We start from the raw sequence: 25,929 nt of genomic DNA, 5'->3' as shown, positions 1-25,929 counted from the left end.
TTCGATGATCGAGATCATCAGCGCCACGCGTTCGACCGAGGACGAGTTCTGGGCGCAATCGGCGCTGGGCCTGTCGCTGCGACGGCTCGTGGATGACCCGCGCCTGCGCGCGCACATCGCCTTCGAGAACACGCGCGGCCTGCCCGAGATCTACAACTCGCGCATCCTCGCCGAGGACGGCGCTGCGGACGACGCCCTGGTGTTCATCCATGACGACGTCTGGCTCGACGACTACTTCTTCGCCGACCGCATCCACAACGGCCTCATGCACTTCGACGTGCTGGGCGTGGCGGGCAACCGCCGCATCGCGCCCAGGCAGCCGGCCTGGTGCTTCCCGGACACCACATTCGCCTGGGACGACCGCGCCAACCTCAGCGGCATCGTCGCCCACGGCAAGATGCCCTTCGGCAAGCTGACGCCCTTTGGTCCGGTGCCGGCCGAATGCGAGCTGCTGGACGGCGTGCTGCTGGCCGCGCGCCGCTCGCGCCTGCGCGAAGCGGGCGTGCTGTTCGATCCGCGCTTCAAGTTCCACTTCTACGATCTGGACTTCTGCCGCAGTGCCCGCAGCAAGGGCCTGCGCCTGGCCACCTGGCCGGTGTCGATCACGCACCAGAGCGGCGGCGGCTTCGCGTCGAACAACTGGACCGAGAGCTACGGCAAGTACCTGGAGAAGTGGCAGGGCTGAAGCAGCCCTTGCCCGTTCCCGTGTCCTGAGTCACTTGCTCTGCAGGTAGTCGAACGGCCCCTTCGACGTGACGAAGAACAGGCATTCCGTCTGCGAGACGCACTTGGTGACGTGGCGCTCGCCACCCTTCTGGTACCAGTAGGAGCCGGCCGGCAGCGGATGGTCCTGCGAGCTGCCGGGCGCCTCGTTCGCGACGACGCCGGCGATGACGACGCCGTAGTACGAATCGGTGTGGGTGTGGACGCCGCTGGCCGTGCCGCCGGCCATCTTGATGTAGTTGCTGTGGGCACCGTTTGCCGGGTCGCCCCAGCCGTTCGCGATGGTGAGTCCTTCCTTGTTTTGGTAGAACTTCAGCTCCGTGATGGGCACCACCTTGGAGGCGTCGGTGTACAGCTCCGATGCGGTGCCCGCCTGGGCGAGCAGGGGCAGGGTGGCCGAGATTGCCGCGGCGATCATGAGCCGCTTGGTGCGGGTGAGTGTGGAGGTCATGGCAGTTCCTTGAGCTTGCAGGGGAGCGCGGGATTGCGCTTCACTCCATGGAGGAGCCCTGAGCAAATGCTCGATCATTCCCCGCTGAGACGGAATGACGAGGAACCGGAAGTGACCTTTACTGTTTTGGAAACAGTGGACTGCCGCGGAGATGCTCGATCGCCAGGTCGATGAAGGCGCGCACCTTGCTTGATGCGAGTCGCCCTTGCATCTGCAATGCGTTGACCGGCACGGCGGGCGGGCCATAGCTCTCCAGCACCTCGACCAATCGGCCGTCGGCCAACTGGTCCTGCACCATGTAGTCGAAGACTCTCGTCAGTCCGAAGCCGGTGCTCGCGGCTTGAATCGCGTGGTCGTTGCTCGTGGTGGCAAGCCGCGGCCGGACGGATGCAGTGAGCGTCTCGCCGCCGCTGACGAACTTCCACTCATTGCCGGGTTCCATGCTGAGCGCGGCGATGACGCTGTGGTGCGTCAACTCCTCCGGGCGAGCTGGCGTCCCATGTTCGCGAAGGTATTCAGGGGTGGCGCAGACGATGCGGCGAACGGACGCCAGCGGTGTTGCGTGGTACGAGGAATCGGGTAGCTCGCCGATGCGGATGGCCACGTCGATGCCCTCGTTCAGCAGGTTCACCGTGCGGTCCAGGTAGCGGCACTCGATCTCCGTTTCCGGGTAGCGCTCGAGGTAGCCGCGCACGACGGGCCCCAGTCTCATGCGGCCGAACATCGATGACGCGGTGATCACGAGGCGCCCGCGCACGGCGCCGTGCGCGCCGGTGGCGGCCTGTTCGATCTCCTGGATCTCGGCGAGCACGCGACGGCAGTCCTGCGCATAACGCTCACCCGCTTCGGTGACGGTGACGATCCTTGTGGTGCGCACCAGCAGGCGGACCTTCATGGCGGCTTCCAGGTCGCTCACGGCGCGGGTGACCACCGGGGGCGACACCCCGAGCTTGCGCGCGGCCGCGGAGAAGCCCTTCTCCTGAACGACCGCCACAAAGATCGTCATCGCCTCGAGCTTGTCCATATCTTTCCTGGAATGGAAACAGTCATTTATCCACGGCGCGAATTCTCTATGAATTTGGATTAGATCAACATCAATCCGTCCTTCAACACATCCACTTTCTGGAGATCACCATGAGCCGCATCAACGTCGTCGAATACACCTCCGCCACGCCTGAACAGCAAGCGCTGTTCGACGCCATCCAGCAGCAACTGGGCACGGTGCCCAACTTCCTGAAGGTCTTCGCCAACTCGCCGGTGGCGCTGCGTGCCTTCCTGGGCCTGTACGGCGTCGCCGGTGGCGGCAGCCTCGATGAGCTGGACCGCGAGCGCATCGCGCTGGCCCTGGCGCAGCAGAACGGCTGCCAGTACTGCGTGTCGGCCCACACGGCCATTGCGCGCAAGACGGGTCTCTCGGCCGAGGAAATGGCCGCCGCGCGTGCGGGCGACAGCAGCGACCCCAAGTCCGCCGCGGTCCTGCAGTTCGCCCGCAGCCTGATGGAGAAGCATGGCGATGTGTCTGCGCTGGAAGTGGCCGCTGTGCGCAGCGCTGGCCTGAGCGACGCGCAGATTGTCGAGATCATCACCCACGTGGCGCTGAACTTCCTCACCAACATCCTGGGCAAGTCCAGTCAGGTCGAGATCGATTTCCCCAAGGTCCAGCTCTGAACTGCAGGACACCTGTCGGAGGCCATCATGGGAAGAGCTTATTCAGACCTCACCTTCACGCCCGCCGTGCGGGCCTTCCAGGCTCGCATGGGGAGCCGTGAGCAGTACGCCTTCCTCGACGAGGCCGCCGACAGGGGCGACACCCTGACGGCACGCGAGGTCGCCTTCATCAAGGCGGCCGATCACTTCTTCCAGGCGACCGTCAGCGAAAACGGCTGGCCCTATGTGCAACACCGGGGTGGTCCCAAAGGGTTCCTGAAGGTGCTGGACAGCAAGACCATCGCGTTCGCCGACTTCCGGGGCAATGTCCAGTACCAGAGCGTCGGCAACCTGCTCGGCAACGACCGCATATCGATCATCGTCGTCGACTACCCCAATCGCCGCCGCCTGAAGTTGCTGGGGCGGGTGCAACTGGTGGAGGCTGGGGAGGATGACGACGGCGTCATCTCCGCCGTGCGCGAGCCCGCCTACGCGGCCGCCGTGGAACGCGCCTTCGTCATCAAGATCGAAGGCTGGGACTGGAACTGCCCGCAGCACATCACGCCGCGCTTCACCGAGGCAGAGGTCGCGACGCTCGTGCAGCCCTTGCAGGCCCAGGTCCAGCAGCTGCGGGCGAAGCTCGCTGCGAGCCAGGTGGCGGCCAAGCCGTCGGTCCTGGGTGACGGCCCCCTGGCCCTCAAGATCGTCGGTGTGCGGGAACTGACGCCCAGGGTGCGCGCCTACTCGCTGGCCAGCGCCACGGGAGCCCCCTTGCCGCCGGTCCTCGCCGGCGCGCACATCGACGTGCCGCTGCTGCTGGCCGATGGCACGTCGTCGACCCGGTGCTACTCCATCGCATCCAGTCCTGCGCGGACCGACATCTATGAGATCGCGGTGCAGGTCGAGCCCGAAGGCAAGGGCGGTTCGCAGGCAGTCCATCGCGACTTCACGCTGGGCCTGCGCCTCAACTGCTCCCGGCCTCGCAATTCGTTCGCGCTGTCGGCCCAGGCGCACCGGGCGGTGCTGATCGCCGGTGGCATCGGCATCACGCCGATCAAGGCCATGGCGCACGAACTGCTTGCTCGCGGCACTGACTTCGAGCTGCACTACGCCAGCCGCTCGCGCGGCGAAGCGAGCTTCCTGGCCGAACTGGTCGAGGCCTTCGGCGATCGCGTCCATGTCCACGCCAGCGATGAGGGCCGGAGGCTGAACGTACCGACGCTCATCGCCGGCCTCGGTGTCGACGACGAGGTCTACGTCTGCGGGCCGCAGACCCTGGTCGACGAGGTACATGCCACCGCCCGGGCGAACGGCCTGCGCGAATCACGGATCCACTCCGAACGATTCGTTGCCGCCCCACCCGGGGCCGTCGCAGCGGAGCGGGCCATCACGGTACACCTGGCCCGAACGGGCAGGGACGTCCACGTGCCGGCGCAGACCTCCATCCTCGATGCGCTGGAGGCGCAGGGCGTGCGTGTCCCGGCGTCCTGCCGGATCGGCAACTGCGGAACCTGTGCGACTCGGGTGCTGTCCGGCACGCCGCTGCATCGCGACGAGGTGCTGACGAGCGAGCAGAAGGCCGAGCAGCGGCTGATGTGCGTCTGCGTGTCCCGCGCCGAAGGCGCCGAGATCAAGCTGGATCTCTAGCGGACGTCGCGCGAGGCATAAGAGGCCATCGACATTCACTTGCTTTGCTGGGGTACTTGAGCACCCGCCATTGGCCGATGGTCGTAACTGAAGACCCTTGCGATCTGCCACCTTGTCCCGTCGAAGCGCCAGAGGATGTAGTACCGGCCTTGCTGAATGCAATCGGCCTTGCCTGGCTCGGCGAAACAATGTCGACCCATCTGAATGGCGCCGATCTTGGCCATTGGATAGACCTCCATCGTTCCGGGTAGCAGTCGCCGCTGCACCTTGCCGCAGATGTTTTTCTTCACGGCTTGAATGAACTGCTCTCGATTCAGGACACGCCCGCTGAGATCATGGAAAAACTCCACGTCCGGTGCGTAGAGCTCGAGCAAGGTATCCGTGTCGCAGTTGTTGAAGGCGTCGAAGTGCTTCTGGTCGAGCTTGGCAATGATCGCTGTCAACTCGGCATCGGGGTCGCCGGAGTGGTCGGTCTGTGCCGATGCTGCGCCGCTGAACGTGAGGGCCGCGGCGAGAGTCACGAGGAGCTTGGTCATCAGGGGCGCCGTTTCAGAGATTCGGGAAGGTGAAGTTCACTCGCGCGATGGTGCCGTCAGCGTCGAGCAGGATGTCCCAGAGCACGCTGCCGTGCTCGCAGCGCATCAGGTACTTGTCGTAGCCGGTTTCCGAGACGCCGGCGAACTCGACGGACTGGACCGCACCGAGCTTGCCGAATTGCGGGCGCAAACGTTCGTTCTGCTCCCGCACGCCGGCGATCATGAGAGGGCTCAGGCCGTCGAGATTCGCGGGCTTCATCAGAATCTGGGTAAAGAAGCGTCTCACGGCTGCCTCAGTGCCCGGCGATGCCGTCTGCTTGCGAATCCGCGCCGCGACCCCATCCGCAATTCTCAGCGCTTGAGCTTCTGAGATCCGTTGGGCGCTCAGGTCGATGCCGTGAAGATGCAGCTTCAGCAGGCTCACGTGACCTTCACTGTCGTACTGTGCCCTGGCGCGCTGTCGGCCGTTCAGCGCGACGAACTCGCCGCCGCTGCGAGCCTGCCATTCCACGCGCGGACGACCGGTGCTCTGCACGAACAGGCGTTGACCTTCGTGGCTGACATGGAGCACTTCCTGTTCCGCGGTCTGGTAGTCGCCATCCAGTGCCGTCAGTGCCTCGGGTGACAGGACCAAAGCCGTCCCCGGAGGATCCATTTGAGTGGCCGCAGCCGCCAGGCTCAGGGCCAGGCTTGCCAATGAAAACGCAGCCACGCGTCCGGCCAGCGAGGGGCCTCGTTGCTTGAACATGAGGGTCAGCCTTTGCTCGAGAAATGACGTGCTTGTCGACATCGAACTGGAAAGTCCCAGCCGAACCGACTGGCGCTGGCCCACGGCAAGAAGCAGTTCTCCATAGGACCGCAAGGAATGGCCCTGAGCGAGCACTCGTGCGTCGCAGTCCACTTCCATAGCGCGGCGCAGGCGGCTCACCTGCCACCACAAGGGCAGATTCCATGGCATGGCGACGAGCAAGATCAGCACGGCTGCCAGGCAGAAGGGATCTCGCGCATCCAGGTGGGCTTGCTCGTGGGCAAGCACCAGACGCTGCTGCGATGCCGTGGCGTCCAGCAGCCACTGCGGCACCACGATGCGCGGACGAAGGAGGCCCACTACGGCCGGACCGGCGTCGGGAGCCACCAGCACGGGTGTGCCGAGCAACATTGCCGCACGCCACTGCTGCATGCGCCTTCGCAGGGTCCAGGCATTCCAGGCCAGCGCAGCGGCCATCAGACCGGAGAGGCCGACGTAGCCAGCAGCGGCGACGAAGCGGGACCCAGGCAATTCACTGATCTGCAGCGCCCGGACTTGCACCTGGCGTTCGACCTGTGCCTGAACGCGCAAGATCGGATCGGGGACCCGCATGCGCGCGTCTGGTGCCTGTCGCGTGGTGGATGGCGTGTCTACGGCGGGCGAGTGCAATTCAGACCACTCGGGCTGTAATCCGAGCACGGCCAAGGCGCCCGACGCGATCAGGGAGGCCAGCCAAACCCAGCGACTCGCCTTGCCCTGGCGGCGCATCGACCGTTCCGCCATCCAGGCCGCGATCCCCATCAGCATTGCGACAAGCACGGCATAGAGCGCCCAGGCCATCATGACGCTTCTCCGTCGCCCGTCGCCTCGTTCAACAGCTTGCGCATGCGTTGGATCTGTTCTGTGCTCAACTTCTTGTCCGTGACAAGTTGAGCGAACAGCAGTTCGCTCGAGCCGTTGAACAACTTGTCGGTCAGGTGCCGTAGGGCGCTCTTGCGCGCGGCCTGCTGCTTGACGCTCGCGAAGTAGCGGTGTCCTCGGCCTTCCTCTTCGTGGCCGACATAGCCCTTGCTCTCCAAGGTTCGAAGCACTGTCAGCACGGTGTTGTAGGCCAGTGGGTCCGACAAGGCATCACGCACTTCCGACACCAGGGACGGCCCGCGATCCCACAGCACCTGCATCAAGTTGGCTTCACGGTCTGTCAGTGAAACTTTCATGTGATCGGCCTCTTCAACTATTTCTATAGTTGAAGAATATCAATCGCAGCCGGGTTGTCAACTATGTTTGTAGTTGATTGCCTGCCGGCGCCGACCTGCGAGATTGGCTCTCGCGGCGTTGTGGCAGCGAGACGCCAAGAAAAACGGGCCCGGTAAAAACCGGGCCCGTTTCGCTCAAGCGCTCCTGATCGATCAGACCAGCGGGTTGAGGTTGCTGCGCTGCTTGTGCTCTTCCTCTTCCTGCAGCAGCTTCTGCTCCAGCAGGGCCTGGTGCGACGTGGCCGTGGTGGTGGCGGCAGCTGTGGCGGCGGTTGCCGCGGCGTGGTCAGCGGCGGCCGCGTGGTCGGCGGCGCCTGGCAGTGCCGTGGTCGTCGGCGAGGCCAGCACGTCGCCCAGGCTCACCTTGCTGCTGGCGGTGTCGCTGCTGGTCTGCGGCTGCACGTCCTTGGCGAACCAGACGTCGGCCATCTGGTGGGTGACGCCGTCGGCCGTCTTGTAGCCGGAGATCAAGCCCACCAGGTTGCCGTTGTCGGTCGCGGTCGAGGCCTTCGCGTTCAGGTCCAGCTCGACGATGCCCAGGTCCGCCATCGACTTCAGCTCGCCCGCGTCGGTCTTGCCGTCGTGGTTGGCGTCGACCCAGACGCGCAGCTGATTGAAGTGTGCGTCGGCGGCGGTCAGCGCACCGTCGTGGTTGGTGTCCTGTGCGGCCATGGCCTGGTAGCCGTTGGCCGCGTGCTGGCCGTTGGCGAGCACCGTGCCCGTGCCGAACAGTTCCGCACCCGTGTTGATCTTCCCGTCGTTGTTCAGGTCGATCGCCAGCAGGCCGTCACCGCTGCCCACCCAGCCGTACTTCTGCGCGTTGCCGGTGTTGTTCAGGTCGAAGTTGACGCCGTTGCTGGCCGACAGCGTGTGGATGCCGTTGCCGTCCAGGTCCAGCACGATCGGCGAGGTCAGGAACAGCGCATCGAGCTGCTGGCCGTTCATCGCGCTCATCGCCGTGGTGTTGGCCACCAGCGCGTTCGCCTGGTTCATGTCCAGCTTGGCGATGTCCGCCACCTCGAAGCCCATGATCTGGTCGCTGGTCATCACCGACATGTCCGCCGTCGTGAGGCCGGCGATCTGCGCCGTCGTCAGTGCGGTGATGTCGGCCGAGCCCATCGTGAGGAAGTGGTCGGTCGTCATCGCGCCGATCTGCGCGGACGTGAAGGTGGCGATCTGCGCCGTCGTCAGGGCGTGGATGTCGTCGGTCGTGAATGCCTGGATGTGGCCCGTCGTCAGCGAGATCAGCTGGCTCGAGGACATCGAGCTGATCTGATCGCTGGTCATCGCATGGATCTGATCGGTCGTCATGCTGTGCAGGGCGGCCGTGTTCAGAGCGTGGATGGCGTCGGTGCTGATCGCGGCGATGTCGGCCGTGTCGATGCCCTGGATCTGCGCGCTGTTCAGCAGGCTCATGTGCGTGCTGGTCAGCGAGGCGATCTGGTCGGAGCCCAGCGCGTGCAGGTCACCCGCGGTCAGCGCGCGGATCGCGCCGGTGCTGAGGCCGTGCAGCGAGTCGGTCGACAGCGTCGCGAACTGGTCGGACGTCAGCGCGCCGATCTGGCTCGTCGTCATCGCCAGGATCTGGCTCGACGTGAAGGCCTCGACGTCGTCGGTGCTCATCTTGGCGATCTGCGCCGTGCTGAGCCACTGCACCTGCAGGTTGGTCAGCGACTGGATCTGCGTGCTGCCGAGCGCGTCCAACTGCGCGCTGTTGAGGGCGCGGATGCCGAACAGGGTCATCGCCCGCAGGTCGTCGGTCTCCAGGTTGGCCATCTGGTCGGTCGTGAGGCCGGCTATCTGCGCGCTGGTCATGGCGGCGAACGCTGCCGTGCCCATGGCGTCCAGGGTGCCCGTGCTCATCGCGCCGATCTGGCCCGATGTCATCGCCCCGACCTGGTTGCCGGTCAGCTGGCCGGTCTGGTCGGAGGTCAGCGCGCCGACCTGTGCCGTGCTCAGCGCGTGGACCGCGTTGGTGCTCAGTGCGGCGATGTCATCGGTGCCGATGGCCTGCATCTGGTTGGTCGTCAGGCCCGTCACCTGGGCCGTGCTCAGCGCGCCGACCTGGGCGCTGGTCAGGGCGACGATGCCGTCCGTCGACAGCGCGCCGATCTGGCCGGAGCCGAAGGCCTTGATGCCGGTCGAGCCGATCGCCTGCAGGTCCGCCGTTTCCAGGTTCGCGACCTGGGTGGTGGTCAGCGAAGCGAGCTGCGTCGTCGACAGTCCGGAGAACTGCGTGGACGTGAACGCGTTCAGCGCGTCGGTGGTCATGCCGCTGATCTGGGCGGTGCCCAGGCCGGCGATCTGGGCGCTGGTCAGCGCGCCCATCTGGTCGGAGGTCATTGCCGCGAACTGCGCGGTGGTCATGCCCTTCAGCGCGGCACTGGTGATCGCCTGCAGGTCGGACGTACCGATGTTGTGGATCTGGTCCGTCGTCATGCCACCCAGCTGGGCGGAGTTCAGCGCGGCGGCCTGCGCGGTCGTCAGGCCGACGATGTCATCGGTCGTCAACGCAGCGATCTGGCTCGTGCTCATCGCCTTGATGCCGGCGGAGCCGAGTGCCACCACGTCCTCGGTCGTCATCGTGGCGACCTGGGCCGTGGCGATGGCCGCGATCTGGGCGCTGGTCAGCACGGCGATCTGGCCGCTGGTCAGGGCGTTCAGGTCGTCGCTGCCGAGGCTGTTGATCTGCGCCGTGGTCAGCTGCTGCACCTGGGCGGTGGTCAGCGCGCCGATCTGGTCGCTGTCGAGCGCGGCGAGCTGGGCGGTGCCCAGGCTGCGCAGCGCGGCGCTGTTGATGGCGCGCAGGTCGTCGGTGCCGATGTTGGCGACCTGGTCGGTCGTCAGGCCCTGCACCTGGGCGGAGCTGAGCACGGCGGCCTGCGCGGTCGTCAGCGCAACGATGTCGTCGGTGGTCAGCGCGTGGATCTGCGCGGAGCCCAAAGCCTTGACGCCGGCGGAGCCGAGGGCGACGACGTCTTCGGTCGTCATCGTGGCGATCTGGGCGGTACCGATGGCGGCGATCTGGGCGCTGGTCAGCACGGCGATCTGGCCGCTGGTCAGGGCGTTCAGGTCATCGCTGCCGAGGTTGGCGATCTGTGCCGTGGTCAGCTGCTGGACCTGCGCGGTCGTCAGCGCGCCGATCTGGTCGCTGTCGAGTGCGGCCAGTTGCGCGCTGCCGAGGCTGCGCAGGGCGGCGCTGTTGATGGCACGCAGGTCGTCGGTACCGAGGTTGGCGATCTGGTCGGTCGTCAGGCCTTGCACTTGCGCGGAGCTGAGCACGGCAGCCTGAGCGGTCGTCAGCGCGACGATGTCATCGGTGGTCAGCGCATGGACCTGGGCGGAGCCCAGTGCCTTGACGCCGGCGGAGCCGAGGGCGACGACGTCTTCGGTCGTCATTGTGGCGATCTGCGCGGTGCCGATGGCGGCGATCTGGGCGCTGGTCAGCACGGCGATCTGGCCGCTGGTCAGGGCGTTCAGGTCGTCGCTGCCGAGGCCGGCGATCTGGGCGGTGGTCAGCTGCTGCACCTGGGCCGTGGTCAGCGCGCCGATCTGGTCGCTGTCGAGCGCGGCGAGCTGGGCGCTGCCGAGGCTGCGCAGGGCCGCGCTGTTCAGCGCACGCAGGTCGTCGGTGCTGATGTTGGCGAGTTGGTCGGTCGTCAGACCTTGCACCTGGGCCGAGCTGAGCGCGGCGGCTTGCGCGGTCGTCAGAGCAACGACGTCATCGGTCGTCAGCGCGTGGATCTGGTTGGAGCTGAAGGCCTTGATGCCAGCGGAGCCGAGGGCGACGACGTCTTCCGTCGTCATCGTGGCCACTTGCGCAGTGCCGATGGCGGCGATCTGAGCGCTGGTCAGCACAGCGATCTGGCCGCTGGTCAGGGCGTTCAGGTCATCGCTGCCCAGGCCGGCGATCTGCGCCGTGGTGAGCTGCTGGACTTGTGCAGTCGTCAGGGCACCGATCTGGTCGCTGTCCAGCGCGGCAAGCTGGGCGCTGCCCAGGCTGCGCAGGGCGGCGCTGTTCAAGGCGCGCAGGTCGTCGGTGCTGATGTTGGCGAGCTGGTCGGTCGACAAGCCTTGCACCTGCGCCGAGCTGAGCGCGGCGGCTTGCGCGGTCGTCAGCGCGACGACGTCATCCGTCGTCAGCGCGTGGATCTGCGCCGAGTTCAGCGCCTTGATGCCGGTCGAGCCGAGCGCCACCACATCCTCGGTGGTCATCGTGGCGATCTGCGCGGTACCGATGGCGGCGATCTGCGCGCTGGTCAGCACGGCGATCTGACCGCTGGTCAGCGCGTTCAGGTCATCACTGCCGAGGCCGGCGATCTGAGCGGTGGTGAGCTGCTGCACCTGCGCAGTTGTCAGTGCGCCGATCTGGTCGCTGTCGAGTGCGGCCAACTGCGCGCTGCCGAGGCTGCGCAGGGCGGCGCTGTTGAGCGCGCGCAGATCGTCGGTGCTGATGTTGGCGAGTTGGTCGGTCGTCAGACCTTGAACCTGAGCGGAGCTGAGCGCAGCGGCCTGGCCGGTGGTCAGGGCGACGATGTCGTCCGTCGTCAGTGCATGGATCTGCGCAGAGCCCAGTGCCTTGATGCCGGTCGAGCCGAGGGCGACGACATCTTCGGTCGTCATCGTGGCGATCTGGGCGGTGCCGATGGCGGCGATCTGGGCGCTGGTCAGCACGGCGATCTGGCCGCTGGTCAGGGCGTTCAGGTCATCGCTGCCCAGGCCGGCGATCTGCGCGGTGGTGAGCTGCTGCACCTGAGCGGTCGTCAGCGCACCGATCTGGTCGCTGTCCAGCGCGGCGAGCTGGGCACTGCCCAGGCTGCGCAGGGCAGCGCTGTTCAGCGCACGCAGGTCGTCGGTACCGAGGTTGGCGAGTTGGTCGGTCGTCAGACCTTGCACCTGGGCCGAGCTGAGCGCGGCGGCTTGCGCGGTGGTGAGCGCGACGACGTCATCCGTCGTCAGAGCGTGGATCTGATTGGAGCTGAGAGCCTTGATGCCGGCGGAGCCGAGGGCGACGACGTCATCCGTCGTCATCGTGGCGATCTGCGCAGTGCCGATGGCGGCGATCTGGGCACTGGTCAGCACGGCGATCTGGCCGCTGGTCAGCGCGTTCAGGTCATCGCTGCCGAGGCCGGCGATCTGAGCCGTGGTGAGCTGCTGCACCTGGGCAGTCGTCAGCGCCCCGATCTGGTCGCTGTCCAGCGCGGCAAGCTGAGCACTGCCCAACGAGCGCAGGGCAGCGCTGTTCAGAGCACGCAGGTCGTCGGTGCCGAGGTTGGCGAGCTGGTCGGTCGTCAGGCCCTGCACCTGGGCCGAGCTGAGTGCTGCGGCCTGCGCGGTGGTCAGCGCGACGACGTCATCCGTCGTCAGCGCGTGGATCTGATTGGAGCTGAGAGCCTTGATGCCGGCGGAGCCGAGGGCGACGACGTCTTCCGTTGTCATCGTGGCCACTTGCGCGGTGCCGATGGCGGCGATCTGGGCGCTGGTCAGCACGGCGATCTGGCCGCTGGTCAGGGCGTTCAGGTCATCGCTGCCGAGACCGGCGATCTGAGCGGTAGTGAGCTGCTGCACCTGCGCGGTCGTCAGGGCCTCGACTTGATCGCTGCCCAGCGCGGCCAGCGCAGCGCTGTTCAGCGAGCGCAGCGCAGCGCTGTTCAGTGCACGCAGGTCATCGGTGCCGATGTTGGCGATCTGGTCGGTCGTCAGGCCCTGCACCTGGGCAGAGCTGAGCGCGGCCGCTTGGCCGGTGGTGAGCGCGACGATGTCGTCGGTGGTCAGCGCATGGATCTGCGCGGAGCCGAAAGCCTTGATGCCGGCAGAGCCGAGCGCCACCACGTCCTCGGTCGTCATCGTGGCCACTTGCGCGGTGCCGATGGCGGCGATCTGTGCACTGGTCAGCACAGCGATCTGGCCGCTGGTCAGGGCGTTCAGGTCGTCGCTGCCGAGGCTGTTGATCTGCGCCGTGCTCAGCTGCTGCACCTGGGCGGTGGTCAGCGCGCCGATCTGGTCGCTGTCGAGCGCGGCGAGTTGCGCGCTGCCCAACGAGCGCAGGGCGGCGCTGTTCAGCGCACGCAGGTCATCGGTGCCGATGTTGGCAATCTGGTCGGTCGTCAGGCCCTGCACCTGGGCAGAGCTGAGAGCCGCCGCCTGGCCGGTGGTCAGGGCGACGATGTCGTCGGTGGTCAGTGCATGGACCTGGGCGGAGCCCAGCGCCTTGACGCCTGCCGAGCCGAGGGCGACGACGTCTTCGGTCGTCATCGTGGCGATCTGGGCGGTGCCGATGGCGGCGATCTGTGCGCTGGTCAGCACGGCGATCTGGCCGCTGGTCAGCGCGTTCAGGTCATCGCTGCCGAGGCCGGCGATCTGAGCGGTGGTGAGCTGCTGGACCTGAGCGGTCGTCAGCGCGCCGATCTGGTCGCTGTCGAGCGCGGCGAGCTGGGCGCTGCCCAGGCTGCGCAGGGCGGCGCTGTTCAGCGCGCGTAGGTCATCCGTTTGCAGGTTGGCGATCTGGTCGCTCTTCAGGCCCGCGACCTGGGCGGAGCTCAGCACGGCGGCTTGGGCCGTGGTCAGGGCGACGATGCCGTCGGTCGTCAGCGCGCCGATCTGGTTGGCGCTGAAGGACTTGATGCCGGCGGAACCGAAGGCCTGCAGGTCCTCGGTGGTCATCGTGGCGATCTGCGAGGTGCCGATGGCAGCGATCTGGGCGCTGGTCAGCGCGGCGATCTGGCTGCTGGTCAGCGCGTTCAGCGAATCGCTGCCGAGGCCGGCGACCTGCGGTGCCGTCGTCAGCTGGGCGATCTGCGCCGAGGTCAGCGAGCCGATCTGGTCGGAACTCAGCGCGGCGATCTGGGCCGTGGACAGGCCGCGCAGCGCGCCGCTGGACAGCGAGCGCAACTCGTCGGTCGTCAGCGCGTGCACCTGATCGGTCGTTAGGCCCTGCACCTGGGCGGAGGTCAGGACCGCAGTCTGGGCGGTGCCGAGGTTGGCGACATCGTCGGTCGTCAGCGCGTGGATCTGCGCCGAGTTCAGTGCCTTGATGCCGGCGGAGCCGAGGGCGACGACGTCTTCGGTCGTCATCGTGGCGATCTGCGCGGTGCCGATGGCGGCGATCTGCGCGCTGGTGAGCACAGCGATCTGGCCGCTGGTCAGGGCGTTCAGGTCATCGCTGCCCAGGCCGGCGATCTGGGCCGTGGTCAGCTGCTGGACTTGGCTGGTCGTTAGCGCGCCGATCTGGTCGCTGTCGAGCGCAGCCAGTTGGGCGCTGCTCAGGCTGCGCAGGGCAGCGCTGTTCAGTGCGCGCAGGTCATCGGTGCCGATGTTGGCGAGCTGGTCGGTGGACAGGCCCTGCACCTGGGCGGAGCTGAGCGCCCCCGCCTGGCCGGTGGTGAGCGCGACGATGTCGTCGGTGGTCAGCGCATGGATCTGGGCCGAGCCCAGCGCCTTGATGCCGGCGGAGCCGAGAGCGACGACGTCTTCTGTCGTCATCGTGGCGATCTGGCCAGTGCCGATAGAGCCGATCTGGGCGCTGGTCAGCGCGGCGATCTGGCCGCTGGTCAGCGCGTTCAACTGGTCGCTGCCGAGGCCGTGGATCTGGGCGGTGGTCAACTGCTGGACCTGGGCGGTGGTCAGCGCGCCGATCTGGTCGCTGTCGAGCGCGCCGAGCTGGGCGCTGCCGAGGCTACGCAGGGCGTTGCTGTTCAGCGCACGCAGGTCGTCGGTGCTGAGGTTGGCGAGCTGGTCGGTCGTCAGGCCCTGCACCTGGGCGGAGCTGAGCGCGGCGGCCTGGCCCGTCGTCAGGGCGACGATGTCGTCCGTCGTCAGCGCGTGGATCTGGTTGGAGCTGAAGGCCTTGATGCCGGCGGAGCCGAGGGCGACGACGTCTTCGGTCGTCATCGTGGCCACTTGCGCGGTGCCGATGGCGGCGATCTGGGCGCTGGTGAGCACGGCGATCTGGCCGCTGGTCAGGGCGTTCAGGTCGTCGCTGCCGAGGCCTGCGATCTGAGCGGTGGTCAGCTGCTGGACCTGAGCGGTGGTCAGCGCGCCGACCTGGTCGCTGTCGAGCGCGGCCAGCTGTGCGCTGCCCAGCGAGCGCAGGGCGGCGCTGTTCAGCGCACGCAGGTCATCGGTGCCGAGGTTGGCGAGCTGGTCGGTCGTCAGGCCTTGCACCTGGGCGGAGCTGAGTGCTGCGGCCTGGCCGGTGGTCAGGGCAACGACGTCGTCGGTGGTCAGTGCGTGGATCTGCGCCGAGTTCAGCGCCTTGATGCCGGCGGAGCCGAGGGCGACGACGTCTTCCGTCGTCATTGTGGCGATCTGCGCGGTACCGATCGAGGCCACCTGGGCGCTGGTCAGCACGGCGATCTGGCCGCTGGTCAGGGCGTTCAGGTCGTCGCTGCCGAGGCTGTTGATCTGGGCGGTGGTCAGTTGCTGGACCTGGGCCGTCGTCAGCGCACCGACCTGGTCGCTGCCGAGTGCGGCGAGCTGGGCGCTGCCCAGCGAGCGGAGCGCGGCGCTGTTCAGTGCGCGCAGGTCGTCGGTGCCGAGGTTGGCAATCTGGTCGGTCGTCAGGCCTTGGACCTGGGCGGAACTCAGTGCGGCGGCCTGGCCGGTGGTCAGGGCGACGATGTCATCGGTGGTCAGCGCATGGACCTGGGCCGAGCCCAGTGCCTTGATGCCGGCGGAGCCGAGGGCGACGACGTCTTCGGTCGTCATCGTGGCGATCTGGGCGGTGCCGATGGCGGCGATCTGGCCGCTGGTGAGCACGGCGATCTGGCCGCTGGTCAGCGCGTTCAGGTCGTCGCTGCCGAGGCCGGCGATCTGCGCGGTGGTCAGCTGCTGGACCTGGGCGGTGGTCAGTGCGCCGATCTGGTCGCTGTCCAGCGCGGCAAGCTGGGCGCTCGTCAGCGAACGCAGGGCGGCGCTGTTCAGGGCACGCAGATCGTCGGTACCGAGATTGGCGAGCTGGTCGGTCGTCAGGCCCTGTACTTGGGCCGAGCTGAGTGCGGCGGCCTGGCCGGTGGTCAGGGCAACGATGTCGTCGGTGGTCAGCGCATGGATCTGCGCGGAGCCCAGTGCCTTGACGCCGGCGGAGCCGAGAGCGACGACGTCTTCCGTCGTCATCGTGGCGATCTGCGCGGTGCCGATCGAGGCCACTTGGGCGCTGGTCAGCACGGCGATCTGGCCGCTGGTCAGCGCGTTCAGGTCATCGCTGCCGAGGCCGGCGATCTGGGCGGTGGTCAGTTGCTGGACTTGGGCGGTCGTCAGCGCGCCGACCTGGTCGCTGTCGAGTGCGGCGAGCTGGGCGCTGCCCAGCGAGCGCAGCGCGGCGCTGTTCAGCGCGCGCAGGTCGTCCGTCTGTAGGTTGGCGATCTGATCGCTCTTCAGGCCCGCGACCTGCGCGGAGGTCAGCGCGGCGGCCTGGGCCGTCGTCAGGGCGACGATGCCGTCGGTCGTCAGCGCGCCGATCTGGCTGGACTTCAGTGCCTTGATGCCGGAGGAGCCGAGGGCAACGATGTCCTCGGTCGTCATCGTGCTGATCTGGGACGTGCCGATCGAGCCGATCTGGGCGCTGGTCAGCGCGGGGATCTGGCTGCTGGTCAGGGCGTTCAGCGTGTCGCTGCCCATGGCGGCGATCTGCGCGGTCGTCAGCGCCTGGATCTGCGAGGTCTTGAAGGCGCCGACCTGGTCGGAGCCCAGCGCGCCGAGCTGGCCGCTGCTGAGCGTCTTCAGCGCCAGCGTGTTGATCGCCATCAGGTCCTGCGAGACGAACGCGCCGAACTGCTGGGTATTGATGAAGCTGAAGGCCGCCGAGGTCAGGCTGCCGACCTGGGAGGAGGTCAGTGCCTGGATCTGGTCGGTACTGAACGCAGCCCAGTCGGCCGAAGTCAGGTGCGCCAGTGTCGAGGTCGACAGCTGGGCGATCTGCGCGGTGGTCAGGCTGGTGATGATTGAAGCCATTTGGAGCTCGCTCAGTAAAAGTTTTGTGCGTACCGTTCGCGCGACTCGCCCTCCCTGGGCGGCACACGTGTCTGTCTTGTGATGGATCCGTCAGGAAATCGGCGAATCCAGGCCCTCATATTCCAAACAACTGCTTACTGTTGTTACCGGTCCGGCATGGACAGGGCACAGATAGGCCTTTGCTCGTTCATCGGTATTTCGGACAGCGCCCCCCAAACTTGAGGGAAGTTCGTTCACCTGCGCGAGAAGTGCGGAAAAGTTCCGTAGGACGGCAGGCCGAATCCGCGTAGGACGGGGCCGGGAGGTGGCTTCAGGGCCGTTGGCGAGGTACGACATCGGGACGCACGGCGGATTCAGGGTAGCGGGATGCTACGGTTCTAGGGACTTGCCGAATCTTCCCAAAAAGTGTTCCTTTGCCGCCTTGTTTCATAAATGTAACGAACCGGCACACGTGAACTTGTCCACGTGAACTCGGCGTTAGCACCGGCGCAGGGGATTGCGCGATGGCGCCGAGGCGGGTCTTAGCTATCGCTAGGGTTGCCGCGCCGGACGGCGGCATCGAGGCCGTTCTCGAAATGCAGGCGCATCAGCCGGGCGGCGGATTCGGGCTCCCGGCGGGCGATGGCCGCCATCAGCTCGGCGTGCTCGGCGGCCGAGTCGGCGAGCCGGCCCTGGGCGAACAGCGAGTGATGACGGTTCAGCTTCATCACGCGACGCAGGTCGTTGATGATCTGCTGGCGCCAGCGGTTGCCTTCGATCTCCAGCAGGCGCAAGTGGAAGCGCTCGTTGGTGGCGAAGAAGGCGTCACGCTGGCCGACCTGGCTCTCCAGTTCGTTGTGCAGCGCCTGCAGCTCGGCGACCTGGGCGTCGCTCACCTGGCGGGCCACCTGGGCGGCGGCGTCGCTTTCCAGCAGGCCCAGCAGCTGGTAGGCCTCGCGCACGTCGCGCTCGGACATCTCGGTGACATAGGCACCGCGGCGCACCTTCATCGTCACCAGGCCCTCGACGGCCAGCACCTTCAGCGCCTCGCGAAGCGGCGTGCGGCTGATGCCCAGCTCGGCGCAGAGCTTCAGTTCGTCGATCCAGCTCCCGGGCTCCAGCTCGCGGCCGAAGATCCGCTGGCGCAGCCGCTCCGCCACCTCTTGATAGAGGGCGCGCGGCGCCAGGGAGGTGGCGGCGTTGGGGTCGGCGGAGACGGTCGGTGCGCTCATGGCGGCGCCAGTGTAAGACGATCTGCAGGCGATCTGAATTTATAATTATGAATAATTCATCGGCTATGATGCGGCGCGTTACAGGAGTGCTCCATGTCTGATTCGTCCTCAAAAGCGTCCTCGAAGGAATTCGCGCCGGTCACGATGGAACAGTGGCTGAAGGCTGCGGCCAAGTCCGCACCCGGCGGCGATGTGTCGGCGCTGAACTGGACGACGCCCGAGGGCCTCACGGTCAAGCCGCTGTACACGGCGGCCGACACCGCCGGCCTGCCCAATGCCGACACGCTGCCCGGCTTCGAGCCCTTCCTGCGCGGCCCGCAGGCCACGATGTATGCGGTGCGGCCGTGGACGATCCGCCAGTACGCCGGCTTCTCCACCGCCGAGGAGAGCAATGCCTTCTACCGCCGCGCGCTGGCCGCCGGTGGGCAGGGCGTGTCGGTGGCCTTCGACCTGGCCACGCACCGCGGCTACGACAGCGACCACCCGCGCGTGACGGGTGACGTCGGCAAGGCCGGCGTGGCGATCGATTCGGTGGAGGACATGAAGATCCTGTTCGACGGCATCCCGCTGGACAAGGTCTCGGTCTCGATGACGATGAACGGTGCCGTGCTGCCGGTTCTGGCCGGCTACGTGGTGGCGGCGGAGGAGCAGGGCGTCTCGCAGGCGCAGCTGAGCGGAACGATCCAGAACGACATCCTCAAGGAGTTCATGGTCCGCAACACCTATATCTACCCGCCGGAGCCGTCGATGAAGATCATCGGCGACATCATCGAGTACACGGCCAAGAACATGCCGAAGTTCAACTCGATCAGCATCAGCGGCTATCACATGCAGGAGGCCGGCGCGAACCAGGCGCTGGAACTGGCCTTCACGCTGGCGGACGGCAAGGAGTATGTGAAGACGGCCATCGCCAAGGGGATGGACGTGGACGACTTCGCCGGCCGGCTGTCCTTCTTCTGGGCTGTGGGCATGAACTTCTATCTGGAGATCGCCAAGATGCGGGCCGCGCGCCTGCTGTGGTGCCGGATCATGAAGGGCTTCGATGCGAAGAACCCGAAGAGCCTGATGCTGCGCACGCACAGCCAGACCTCGGGCTGGAGCCTGACCGAGCAGGACCCATACAACAACGTCGTGCGCACCACCATCGAGGCGATGGCGGCGGTCTTCGGCGGCACGCAGAGCCTGCACACGAATTCGCTCGATGAAGCGATTGCCCTGCCGACGGAGTTCTCGTCGCGCATCGCCCGCAACACGCAGTTGATCATCCAGGAAGAGACCCACATCACCAACGTCGTCGACCCCTGGGCCGGCAGCTACATGATGGAGAAGCTGACGCAGGACATGGCGGACAAGGCCTGGTCCATCATCGAAGAGGTCGAGGCGATGGGCGGCATGACCAAGGCCGTCGACTCCGGCTGGGCCAAGCTGAAGATCGAGGCCAGCGCGGCCGAGAAGCAGGCGCGCATCGATTCGGGCAAGGACGTGATCGTCGGCGTCAACAAATACAAGCTCGCGAAGCAGGACCCGATCGAGATCCTCGACGTGGACAACGTCAAGGTGCGCGATGGGCAGATCGAGCGGCTCAAGACGATCAAGGCCACCCGCGATGCGACGGCGGTGGCCGCCGCCCTGGCCGCGCTGACCGAGGCCGCGAAGGCCGGCCAAGGCAATCTGCTCGACCTGTCGATCCAGGCGATCCGGCTGCGCGCCACCGTCGGCGAGATCAGCGATGCGCTGGAGGCCGAGTTCGGCCGCCACCGCGCCGACACGCAGAAGGTCAGCGGCGTCTATGCCGCGGCCTACGACTCGGCCGAAGGCTGGGCCAAGCTGCAGGACGAGATCAAGCTCTTCGCGGATGACCAGGGCCGCCGCCCGCGCGTGATGATCGCCAAGCTGGGCCAGGACGGCCATGACCGCGGCGCCAAGGTCGTGGCCACCGCCTACGCCGACCTCGGCTTCGACGTCGACATGGGCCCGCTGTTCCAGACGCCCGAGGAATGCGCCCGTCAGGCGATCGAGAACGACGTCCACGCGGTCGGCGTGTCCACCTTGGCCGCTGGTCACAAGACCCTGGTGCCGGCCATCATCAAGGCGCTGCGCGAGCAGGGCGCGGACGACATCATCGTCTTCGTCGGCGGCGTGATCCCGGCGCAGGACTACGACTACCTGTACGAGGCCGGCGTCAAAGGCATCTACGGCCCCGGCACGCCGATCCCGGCGAGCGCGAAGGACGTGCTGGAGCAGATTCGGATGGCGGTGGCTTGATCGGGCAGACCTCAGAATGCTCCCGATGCTGAGCCTTGAACCCGTCCGCTCCGAAGATTTCGATGCACTGCACGAACTGCGCATGGCCGCGATGCGCGAAAGCCTGGAGCGGCTCGGCCGTTTCGACCCCGAGCGCTCGCGCGCGCGCCTGGCGGATGGCTTCGATCCGTCCTGCATGCGGCACATCTGCCGCGGCGCGGATCGCATCGGCTTCCTGACCCTGCTGCCCGAGGGCGAACTGCTGAACCTGAAGCATCTCTACCTGCGGCCGGGCGAGCAGGGCTGCGGCGCCGGCGCCTGGGCCATGGCCTGGGTGAAGAGCCATGGCCGGGACGTCGTGCTGCATGCGCTGAAGCAGAGCGACGCGAACCGCTTCTACCTGCGCGAGGGCTTCGTGCCGATCGCCGAGGAAGAGTTCGACATCCAGTACCGCTGGAGCGCACCGCGATGATCCGCATCGAGGACATCCTCGCCGGCCAGCGCCGCGCCATCGCCAAGGCCATCACCTTGCTGGAATCAACCCGCGCGGACCATCGCGCGGAGGGCGATGCGCTGCTGACCGAACTGCTGCCGCACACCGGCAAGTCCCTGCGCCTTGGCATCTCCGGCGTGCCCGGCGTGGGCAAGAGCACCTTCATCGAGGCGCTGGGCCTGTTCCTGATCGAGCGGGGCCACCGGGTGGCGGTGCTGACGGTCGATCCGTCCAGCAGCGTTTCCGGCGGCTCCATCCTCGGCGACAAGACGCGCATGGAGCGTCTGTCGATGGACGAACGCGCCTACATCCGCCCCAGCCCCAGCGGCGGCACGCTGGGCGGCGTGGCCGAGAAGACGCGCGAGGCGATGCTGGTCTGCGAGGCGGCGGGCTACGACGTCGTCATCGTCGAGACGGTCGGCGTCGGCCAGAGCGAGACGGCCGTGGCCGGCATGACGGACATGTACTGCCTGCTGCAGCTACCCAATGCCGGCGACGACCTGCAGGCGATCAAGAAGGGGGTGATGGAGCTGGCCGACCTGATCGTCATCAACAAGGCCGACATCGACGCCGCCGCCGCCACGCGCGCGCAGGCGCAGATCACGTCCTCGCTGCGGCTCTACGGCTTCCATGGCCACGATCCGCACGAGGGCAAGACCTGGCACCCGCGCGTGATGCAGCTCAGTGCCCTGAAATCGCAGGGACTGGATCAGTTCTGGAACGCCGTCGGCGAGTACCGCGCGCTGGAGACCGCCAACGGCCGCCTCGCCCACAAGCGCCAGCACCAGGCGCAGGCCTGGATGTGGGACCGCATCCACGCCGGCCTGCGCCAGCAGTTTTCCCAGGCCCCCGCGGTGCGCGCGGTGCTGGCCGACATCACATCGCAGGTCCTTGGCGGTACGCTGGCACCGTCCACGGCAGCCCGCCTGCTGTTGAACAAGTTTTCCTCCGGAGACACCTCTCATGCATGACATCCAACAGCGCCTCGAAGAGATGCGCGCGAAGGCCCGTCTCGGCGGCGGCGAGAAGCGCATCGCCGCCCAGCACGCCAAGGGCAAGCTGACCGCGCGCGAGCGGCTCGAGCTGCTGTTCGACGACGGCACCTTCGAAGAGTGGGACATGTTCGTCGAGCACCGCTGCGTGGACTTCGGCATGGCCGACAACAAGATCCCCGGCGACGGCGTCGTGATCGGCTACGGCATGATCAACGGCCGCCTGGCCTTCAGCTACAGCCAGGACTTCACGGTGTTCGGCGGTGCGCTGTCCGAGGCGCATGCGGAGAAGATCTGCAAGGTGATGGACCAGGCGATGAAGGTCGGCGCCCCGGTGATCGGCCTCAACGACTCGGGCGGCGCGCGCATCCAGGAAGGCGTGGCCTCCCTCGGTGGCTACGCGGATGTGTTCCAGCGCAATGTGATGGCCTCCGGCGTGATCCCGCAGATCAGCATGATCATGGGACCCTGCGCCGGCGGTGCGGTCTATTCGCCCGCGATGACCGACTTCATCTTCATGGTGAAGGACTCCTCGTACATGTTCGTCACCGGCCCCGAGGTGGTGAAGACGGTGACGCACGAGGAAGTGACGGCCGAGGAACTGGGCGGCGCCTCCACGCACAGCGCCAAGAGCGGCGTGGCGGACTTGGCCTTCGATAACGATGTCGAGGCCATCCTGATGCTGCGCCGCTTCTTCAACTACCTGCCGCTGAACAACCGCGAGAAGGCGCCGACGCGCGCCAGCGGTGACCCGGCCGCGCGGCTCGACTTCTCGCTGGACACGCTGGTGCCCGAGAACCCGAACAAGCCCTACGACATGAAGGAGCTGCTGCTCAAGACGGTCGACGACGGTGACTTCTTCGAGCTGCAGCCCGAGTACGCGAAGAACATCATCACCGGCTTCGCCCGCATGGAAGGCCAGACGGTCGGTATCGTCGCCAACCAGCCGCTGGTGCTGGCCGGCTGCCTGGACATCAAGAGCAGCATCAAGGCCGCGCGCTTCGTGCGCTTCTGCGATGCCTTCAACATCCCCGTGATCACCTTCGTGGACGTGCCCGGCTTCATGCCCGGCACTGCCCAGGAGTACGGCGGCATCATCAAGCACGGCGCCAAGCTGCTCTACGCCTACGCCGAATGCACGGTGCCCAAGGTGACCGTGATCACCCGCAAGGCCTACGGCGGCGCCTACGACGTGATGGCCTCCAAGCACCTGCGCGGCGACGTCAACTTCGCCTGGCCCAATGCCGAGATCGCCGTGATGGGCGCCAAGGGCGCGGTGGAGATCATCTTCCGCGAGGACAAGAACGACCCGGTCAAGCTGGCCGCCCGCGAGGCCGAATACAAGGCCCGCTTCGCTAACCCCTTCGTGGCCGGCGCGCGCGGCTTCATCGACGACGTGATCCAGCCGCACGAGACCCGCAAGCGCATCTGCCGCTCGCTGGTGATGCTGAAAGACAAGAAGCTCGAGAACCCGTGGCGCAAGCACGGCAACATTCCGCTCTGATCAGGCGTTAGGAGATACAGAACATGTTCAAGAAAATCCTGATCGCCAACCGCGGTGAAATCGCCTGCCGCGTGATCGCCACCGCGTGCAAGATGGGCATCGCCACCGTCGCCGTCTATTCGGAGGCGGACAAGGACGCCCGCCACGTCGAGCTGGCCGACGAATCCGTGCTGCTGGGCCCGGCGCCTTCGCGCGAGTCCTACCTCGTCGCCGACAAGATCATCGCCGCGGCCAAGAGCACCGGCGCCGAGGCGATCCACCCCGGCTACGGCTTCCTGTCGGAGAACGAGGACTTCGCCCGTCGGGTGGAGGAAGAGGGGCTCGTCTTCATCGGCCCCAAGCACTACTCGATCGCTGCGATGGGCGACAAGATCGCCTCGAAGAAGCTGGCGAGCGAAGCCAGGGTCAACACGATCCCCGGCTTCAACGAGCCGATCCAGTCGCCGGAGCAGGCGGTGGAGATCGCCAAGGGCATCGGCTATCCGGTGATGATCAAGGCCAGCGCGGGCGGCGGCGGCAAGGGCCTGCGCGTGGCCTTCAACGACAAGGAATGCTTCGAGGGCTTCAGCTCCTGCCGCAACGAGGCGCGCAACAGCTTCGGCGACGACCGCGTCTTCATGGAGAAGTTCGTCGAGGAGCCGCGCCACATCGAGATCCAGGTGCTGGGCGACAGCCAGGGCAACGTCGTCTACCTGCTCGAGCGCGAGTGCTCGATCCAGCGTCGCCACCAGAAGGTGATCGAGGAGGCGCCGTCGCCCTTCATCAGCGATGCCACGCGCAAGGCGATGGGCGAACAGGCGGTGGCGCTGGCCAAGGCGGTGAAGTACCAGAGCGCCGGCACGGTGGAGTTCGTCGTCGGCAAGGACCAGGGCTTCTACTTCCTGGAGATGAACACGCGGCTGCAGGTGGAGCATCCGGTCACCGAATGCATCACCGGGCTGGACCTGGTCGAGCAGATGATCCGCGTCGCGGCCGGCGAGCCGCTGTCCTTCAAGCAGGAAGACATCAAGCGCGATGGCTGGGCGATCGAGTGCCGCATCAATGCCGAGGATCCGTTCCGCAACTTCCTGCCGTCCACCGGCCGCCTGGTGAAGTACCAGCCGCCGGCGGTGACGATGGTGCAGGGCGAGCCCGAGCGCCATGGCGTGCGCGTGGACACCGGCGTCTACGAAGGCGGCGAGATCCCGATGTTCTACGACTCGATGATCGCCAAGCTGATCGTCCACGGGAAGGACCGCGCCGAGGCCATCGCGAAGATGCGCGAGGCGCTGAACGGCTTCGTGATCCGCGGCATCAGCAGCAACATCCCGTTCCAGTCCGCGCTGCTGGCGCATCCGGATTTCCAGAGCGGCAACTTCAACACCGGCTTCATCGCCCAGCACTACGCTGGCGGCTTCAAGGCCGAGGACGTGCCGCACGAAGACCCGCTGTTCCTGATCGCGCTGGCCGGCTTCATCCGCCGCAAGGCGCGCGAGCGCGAGGCCGGCATCAGCGGCCAGCTGCCGGGCCACGAGGTGAAGATCGAGAGCGACTATGTGGCCGTCGTCAACGAGGGCGGCGGCAAGGCGCGGCGCCATGCGATCCACATTGCCGAGTACGCCGGCGCGCTGGGTGAGGCCACCGTGAACGTCGACGGCAGGAGCTACCAGATCACTTGCCTCTCGCGCCTGAACGACATCGTGCTGAGCGGAACCGTCAACGGCAGGCCCTTCACCGCGCAAGCCGACCGTGGCACGGCCAAGAACCCGCTGGCCTACCGCATCCAGCACGGCGGCCGTTCGGTCGTCGCCAATGTGCTGAGCCCGCGCGCGGCCGAGCTGCTGGCGATCATGCCCTTCAAGGCGCCGCCGGACACCAGCAAGATGCTGCTCTCGCCGATGCCGGGCTTGCTGGCCCAGGTGGCGGTGGCCGTCGGCCAGCAGGTCACGGCCGGCGAGCGGCTGGCGGTGATCGAGGCGATGAAGATGGAGAACATCCTGGTGGCGGAGCGCGATGGCGTCGTGGCCGCGATCGATGCGAAGGTCGGTGAAAGCCTGGCGGTCGATCAACCGATCTTGAGGTTCGCATGAAGCCTTACCGAATCCTTGGTATCCAGCAGATCGCCATCGGAGGCCCCGACAAGACGCGACTGCGCAAGCTCTGGGTCGACGTGCTGGGCCTGGAGGTCACCGGCAACTTCGTCTCCGAGCGCGAGAACGTGGACGAGGACATCTGCGCGATCGGCAGCGGGGCGCACAAGGTCGAGGTCGACCTGATGCAGCCGCTCGATCCCGAGAAGAAGCCGGCGGTCCACGCGACGCCGCTGAATCACGTGGGCCTCTGGGTGGACGACCTGACCAAGGCCGTCGAGTGGATGACGGAGAACGGCGTGCGCTTCGCGCCGGGCGGCATCCGCAAGGGTGCGGCGGGTTTCGACATCTGCTTCATCCATCCGAAGAGCAATGACGAATTCCCGATCGCGGGCGAGGGCGTGCTGATCGAGCTGGTGCAGGCGCCACCCGAGGTGGTGGCGGCGCTGGGGTGAGG

16 protein-coding genes are annotated in these 25,929 nt (G+C 66.8%); 9 read left to right on the top strand and 7 right to left on the bottom strand.

Features of this window, described 5'->3' with window-relative positions:
* Positions 1-4 precede the first annotated feature (4 nt).
* Complete coding sequence (locus tag SNE35_RS17360; RefSeq protein WP_320424188.1) at positions 5-685, top strand: hypothetical protein; 681 nt, start codon at positions 5-7, stop codon at positions 683-685.
* 30 nt (positions 686-715) lie between these two features.
* On the opposite strand, the gene SNE35_RS17355 is transcribed toward SNE35_RS17360, so the two are convergent.
* Positions 716-1,174 (bottom strand): DUF4437 domain-containing protein, encoded by a 459-nt coding sequence (locus tag SNE35_RS17355; protein ID WP_320424187.1) that lies wholly within the window; start codon positions 1,172-1,174, stop codon positions 716-718.
* 118 nt (positions 1,175-1,292) lie between these two features.
* A complete protein-coding gene (locus tag SNE35_RS17350; protein WP_320424186.1) occupies positions 1,293-2,198 on the bottom strand; it encodes a LysR family transcriptional regulator in 906 nt (301 codons plus the stop codon).
* 110 nt (positions 2,199-2,308) lie between these two features.
* Between SNE35_RS17350 and SNE35_RS17345 the strand changes: the two genes are divergently transcribed.
* Both SNE35_RS17345 and SNE35_RS17340 read left to right on the top strand, forming a co-directional pair.
* Positions 2,309-2,842 carry a carboxymuconolactone decarboxylase family protein gene (locus SNE35_RS17345; protein ID WP_320424185.1) on the top strand — a complete coding sequence of 178 codons (534 nt, stop codon included), beginning with the start codon at positions 2,309-2,311 and terminating at the stop codon, positions 2,840-2,842.
* 27 nt (positions 2,843-2,869) lie between these two features.
* Positions 2,870-4,468 carry a 2Fe-2S iron-sulfur cluster-binding protein gene (locus SNE35_RS17340; RefSeq protein WP_320424184.1) on the top strand — a complete coding sequence of 533 codons (1,599 nt, stop codon included), beginning with the start codon at positions 2,870-2,872 and terminating at the stop codon, positions 4,466-4,468.
* Between the two features lie 35 nt (positions 4,469-4,503).
* Here SNE35_RS17340 and SNE35_RS17335 read toward each other — a convergent pair whose 3' ends face one another.
* From SNE35_RS17335 to SNE35_RS17315, 5 genes are all read right to left on the bottom strand, one after another.
* Complete coding sequence (locus tag SNE35_RS17335) at positions 4,504-5,004, bottom strand: nuclear transport factor 2 family protein (RefSeq protein ID WP_320424183.1); 501 nt, start codon at positions 5,002-5,004, stop codon at positions 4,504-4,506.
* A gap of 13 nt (positions 5,005-5,017) precedes the next feature.
* A complete protein-coding gene (locus SNE35_RS17330) occupies positions 5,018-6,595 on the bottom strand; it encodes a M56 family metallopeptidase (RefSeq protein ID WP_320424182.1) in 1,578 nt (525 codons plus the stop codon).
* A complete protein-coding gene (locus tag SNE35_RS17325; protein WP_320424181.1) occupies positions 6,592-6,969 on the bottom strand; it encodes a BlaI/MecI/CopY family transcriptional regulator in 378 nt (125 codons plus the stop codon). The genes SNE35_RS17330 and SNE35_RS17325 overlap by 4 nt, the downstream gene beginning before the upstream one ends.
* A 192-nt stretch (positions 6,970-7,161) precedes the next feature.
* Positions 7,162-16,959 carry a beta strand repeat-containing protein gene (locus tag SNE35_RS17320; protein ID WP_320424180.1) on the bottom strand — a complete coding sequence of 3,266 codons (9,798 nt, stop codon included), beginning with the start codon at positions 16,957-16,959 and terminating at the stop codon, positions 7,162-7,164.
* A 521-nt stretch (positions 16,960-17,480) separates the two neighbouring features.
* The gene (locus tag SNE35_RS17315; protein WP_320424179.1) at positions 17,481-18,170 is read right to left on the bottom strand and encodes a GntR family transcriptional regulator; all 690 of its coding nucleotides are present in this window, start codon (positions 18,168-18,170) and stop codon (positions 17,481-17,483) included.
* 93 nt (positions 18,171-18,263) lie between these two features.
* Here SNE35_RS17315 and scpA point away from each other — a divergent pair, with 93 nt between their 5' ends.
* From scpA to SNE35_RS17285, 6 genes are read left to right on the top strand one after another with little or no spacing between them, the layout of a single operon-like run.
* A complete protein-coding gene (scpA, locus tag SNE35_RS17310) occupies positions 18,264-20,435 on the top strand; it encodes a methylmalonyl-CoA mutase (protein ID WP_320424178.1) in 2,172 nt (723 codons plus the stop codon).
* Between the two features lie 25 nt (positions 20,436-20,460).
* Entirely contained in the window at positions 20,461-20,886 is a 426-nt protein-coding gene (locus SNE35_RS17305; protein ID WP_320424177.1) for a GNAT family N-acetyltransferase, read from the top strand.
* Positions 20,883-21,878, top strand: a complete 996-nt coding sequence (gene meaB, locus SNE35_RS17300; protein WP_320424176.1) for a methylmalonyl Co-A mutase-associated GTPase MeaB — start codon at positions 20,883-20,885, stop codon at positions 21,876-21,878. The genes SNE35_RS17305 and meaB overlap by 4 nt, the downstream gene beginning before the upstream one ends.
* On the top strand, positions 21,871-23,403 hold the full coding sequence (locus SNE35_RS17295) for an acyl-CoA carboxylase subunit beta (protein ID WP_320424175.1): 1,533 nt from the start codon (positions 21,871-21,873) through the stop codon (positions 23,401-23,403). Before meaB ends, SNE35_RS17295 begins: the two co-directional genes overlap by 8 nt.
* Positions 23,404-23,426: 23 nt before the next feature.
* Positions 23,427-25,472 (top strand): acetyl-CoA carboxylase biotin carboxylase subunit, encoded by a 2,046-nt coding sequence (accC, locus tag SNE35_RS17290; RefSeq protein ID WP_320424174.1) that lies wholly within the window; start codon positions 23,427-23,429, stop codon positions 25,470-25,472.
* Complete coding sequence (locus SNE35_RS17285; protein WP_320424173.1) at positions 25,469-25,927, top strand: VOC family protein; 459 nt, start codon at positions 25,469-25,471, stop codon at positions 25,925-25,927. The genes accC and SNE35_RS17285 overlap by 4 nt, the downstream gene beginning before the upstream one ends.
* Positions 25,928-25,929: the final 2 nt, after the last annotated feature.

Origin of the sequence: Roseateles agri (assembly GCF_034043675.1) — a bacterium.
GTDB lineage: Bacteria > Pseudomonadota > Gammaproteobacteria > Burkholderiales > Burkholderiaceae_C > KK5.
This window is presented reverse-complemented; position numbering and strand designations above follow the sequence as displayed.

Bases quoted from the DNA above. Each gene is read 5' to 3' on its own strand.
- SNE35_RS17360 (WP_320424188.1), top strand. From the start codon at position 5: ATGATCGAGATCATCAGCGCCACGCGTTCGACCGAGGACGAGTTCTGG.
- SNE35_RS17355 (WP_320424187.1), bottom strand. From the start codon at position 1,174: ATGACCTCCACACTCACCCGCACCAAGCGGCTCATGATCGCCGCGGCA.
- SNE35_RS17350 (WP_320424186.1), bottom strand. From the start codon at position 2,198: ATGGACAAGCTCGAGGCGATGACGATCTTTGTGGCGGTCGTTCAGGAG.
- SNE35_RS17345 (WP_320424185.1), top strand. From the start codon at position 2,309: ATGAGCCGCATCAACGTCGTCGAATACACCTCCGCCACGCCTGAACAG.
- SNE35_RS17340 (WP_320424184.1), top strand. From the start codon at position 2,870: ATGGGAAGAGCTTATTCAGACCTCACCTTCACGCCCGCCGTGCGGGCC.
- SNE35_RS17335 (WP_320424183.1), bottom strand. From the start codon at position 5,004: ATGACCAAGCTCCTCGTGACTCTCGCCGCGGCCCTCACGTTCAGCGGC.
- SNE35_RS17330 (WP_320424182.1), bottom strand. From the start codon at position 6,595: ATGATGGCCTGGGCGCTCTATGCCGTGCTTGTCGCAATGCTGATGGGG.
- SNE35_RS17325 (WP_320424181.1), bottom strand. From the start codon at position 6,969: ATGAAAGTTTCACTGACAGACCGTGAAGCCAACTTGATGCAGGTGCTG.
- SNE35_RS17320 (WP_320424180.1), bottom strand. From the start codon at position 16,959: ATGGCTTCAATCATCACCAGCCTGACCACCGCGCAGATCGCCCAGCTG.
- SNE35_RS17315 (WP_320424179.1), bottom strand. From the start codon at position 18,170: ATGAGCGCACCGACCGTCTCCGCCGACCCCAACGCCGCCACCTCCCTG.
- scpA (WP_320424178.1), top strand. From the start codon at position 18,264: ATGTCTGATTCGTCCTCAAAAGCGTCCTCGAAGGAATTCGCGCCGGTC.
- SNE35_RS17305 (WP_320424177.1), top strand. From the start codon at position 20,461: ATGCTGAGCCTTGAACCCGTCCGCTCCGAAGATTTCGATGCACTGCAC.
- meaB (WP_320424176.1), top strand. From the start codon at position 20,883: ATGATCCGCATCGAGGACATCCTCGCCGGCCAGCGCCGCGCCATCGCC.
- SNE35_RS17295 (WP_320424175.1), top strand. From the start codon at position 21,871: ATGCATGACATCCAACAGCGCCTCGAAGAGATGCGCGCGAAGGCCCGT.
- accC (WP_320424174.1), top strand. From the start codon at position 23,427: ATGTTCAAGAAAATCCTGATCGCCAACCGCGGTGAAATCGCCTGCCGC.
- SNE35_RS17285 (WP_320424173.1), top strand. From the start codon at position 25,469: ATGAAGCCTTACCGAATCCTTGGTATCCAGCAGATCGCCATCGGAGGC.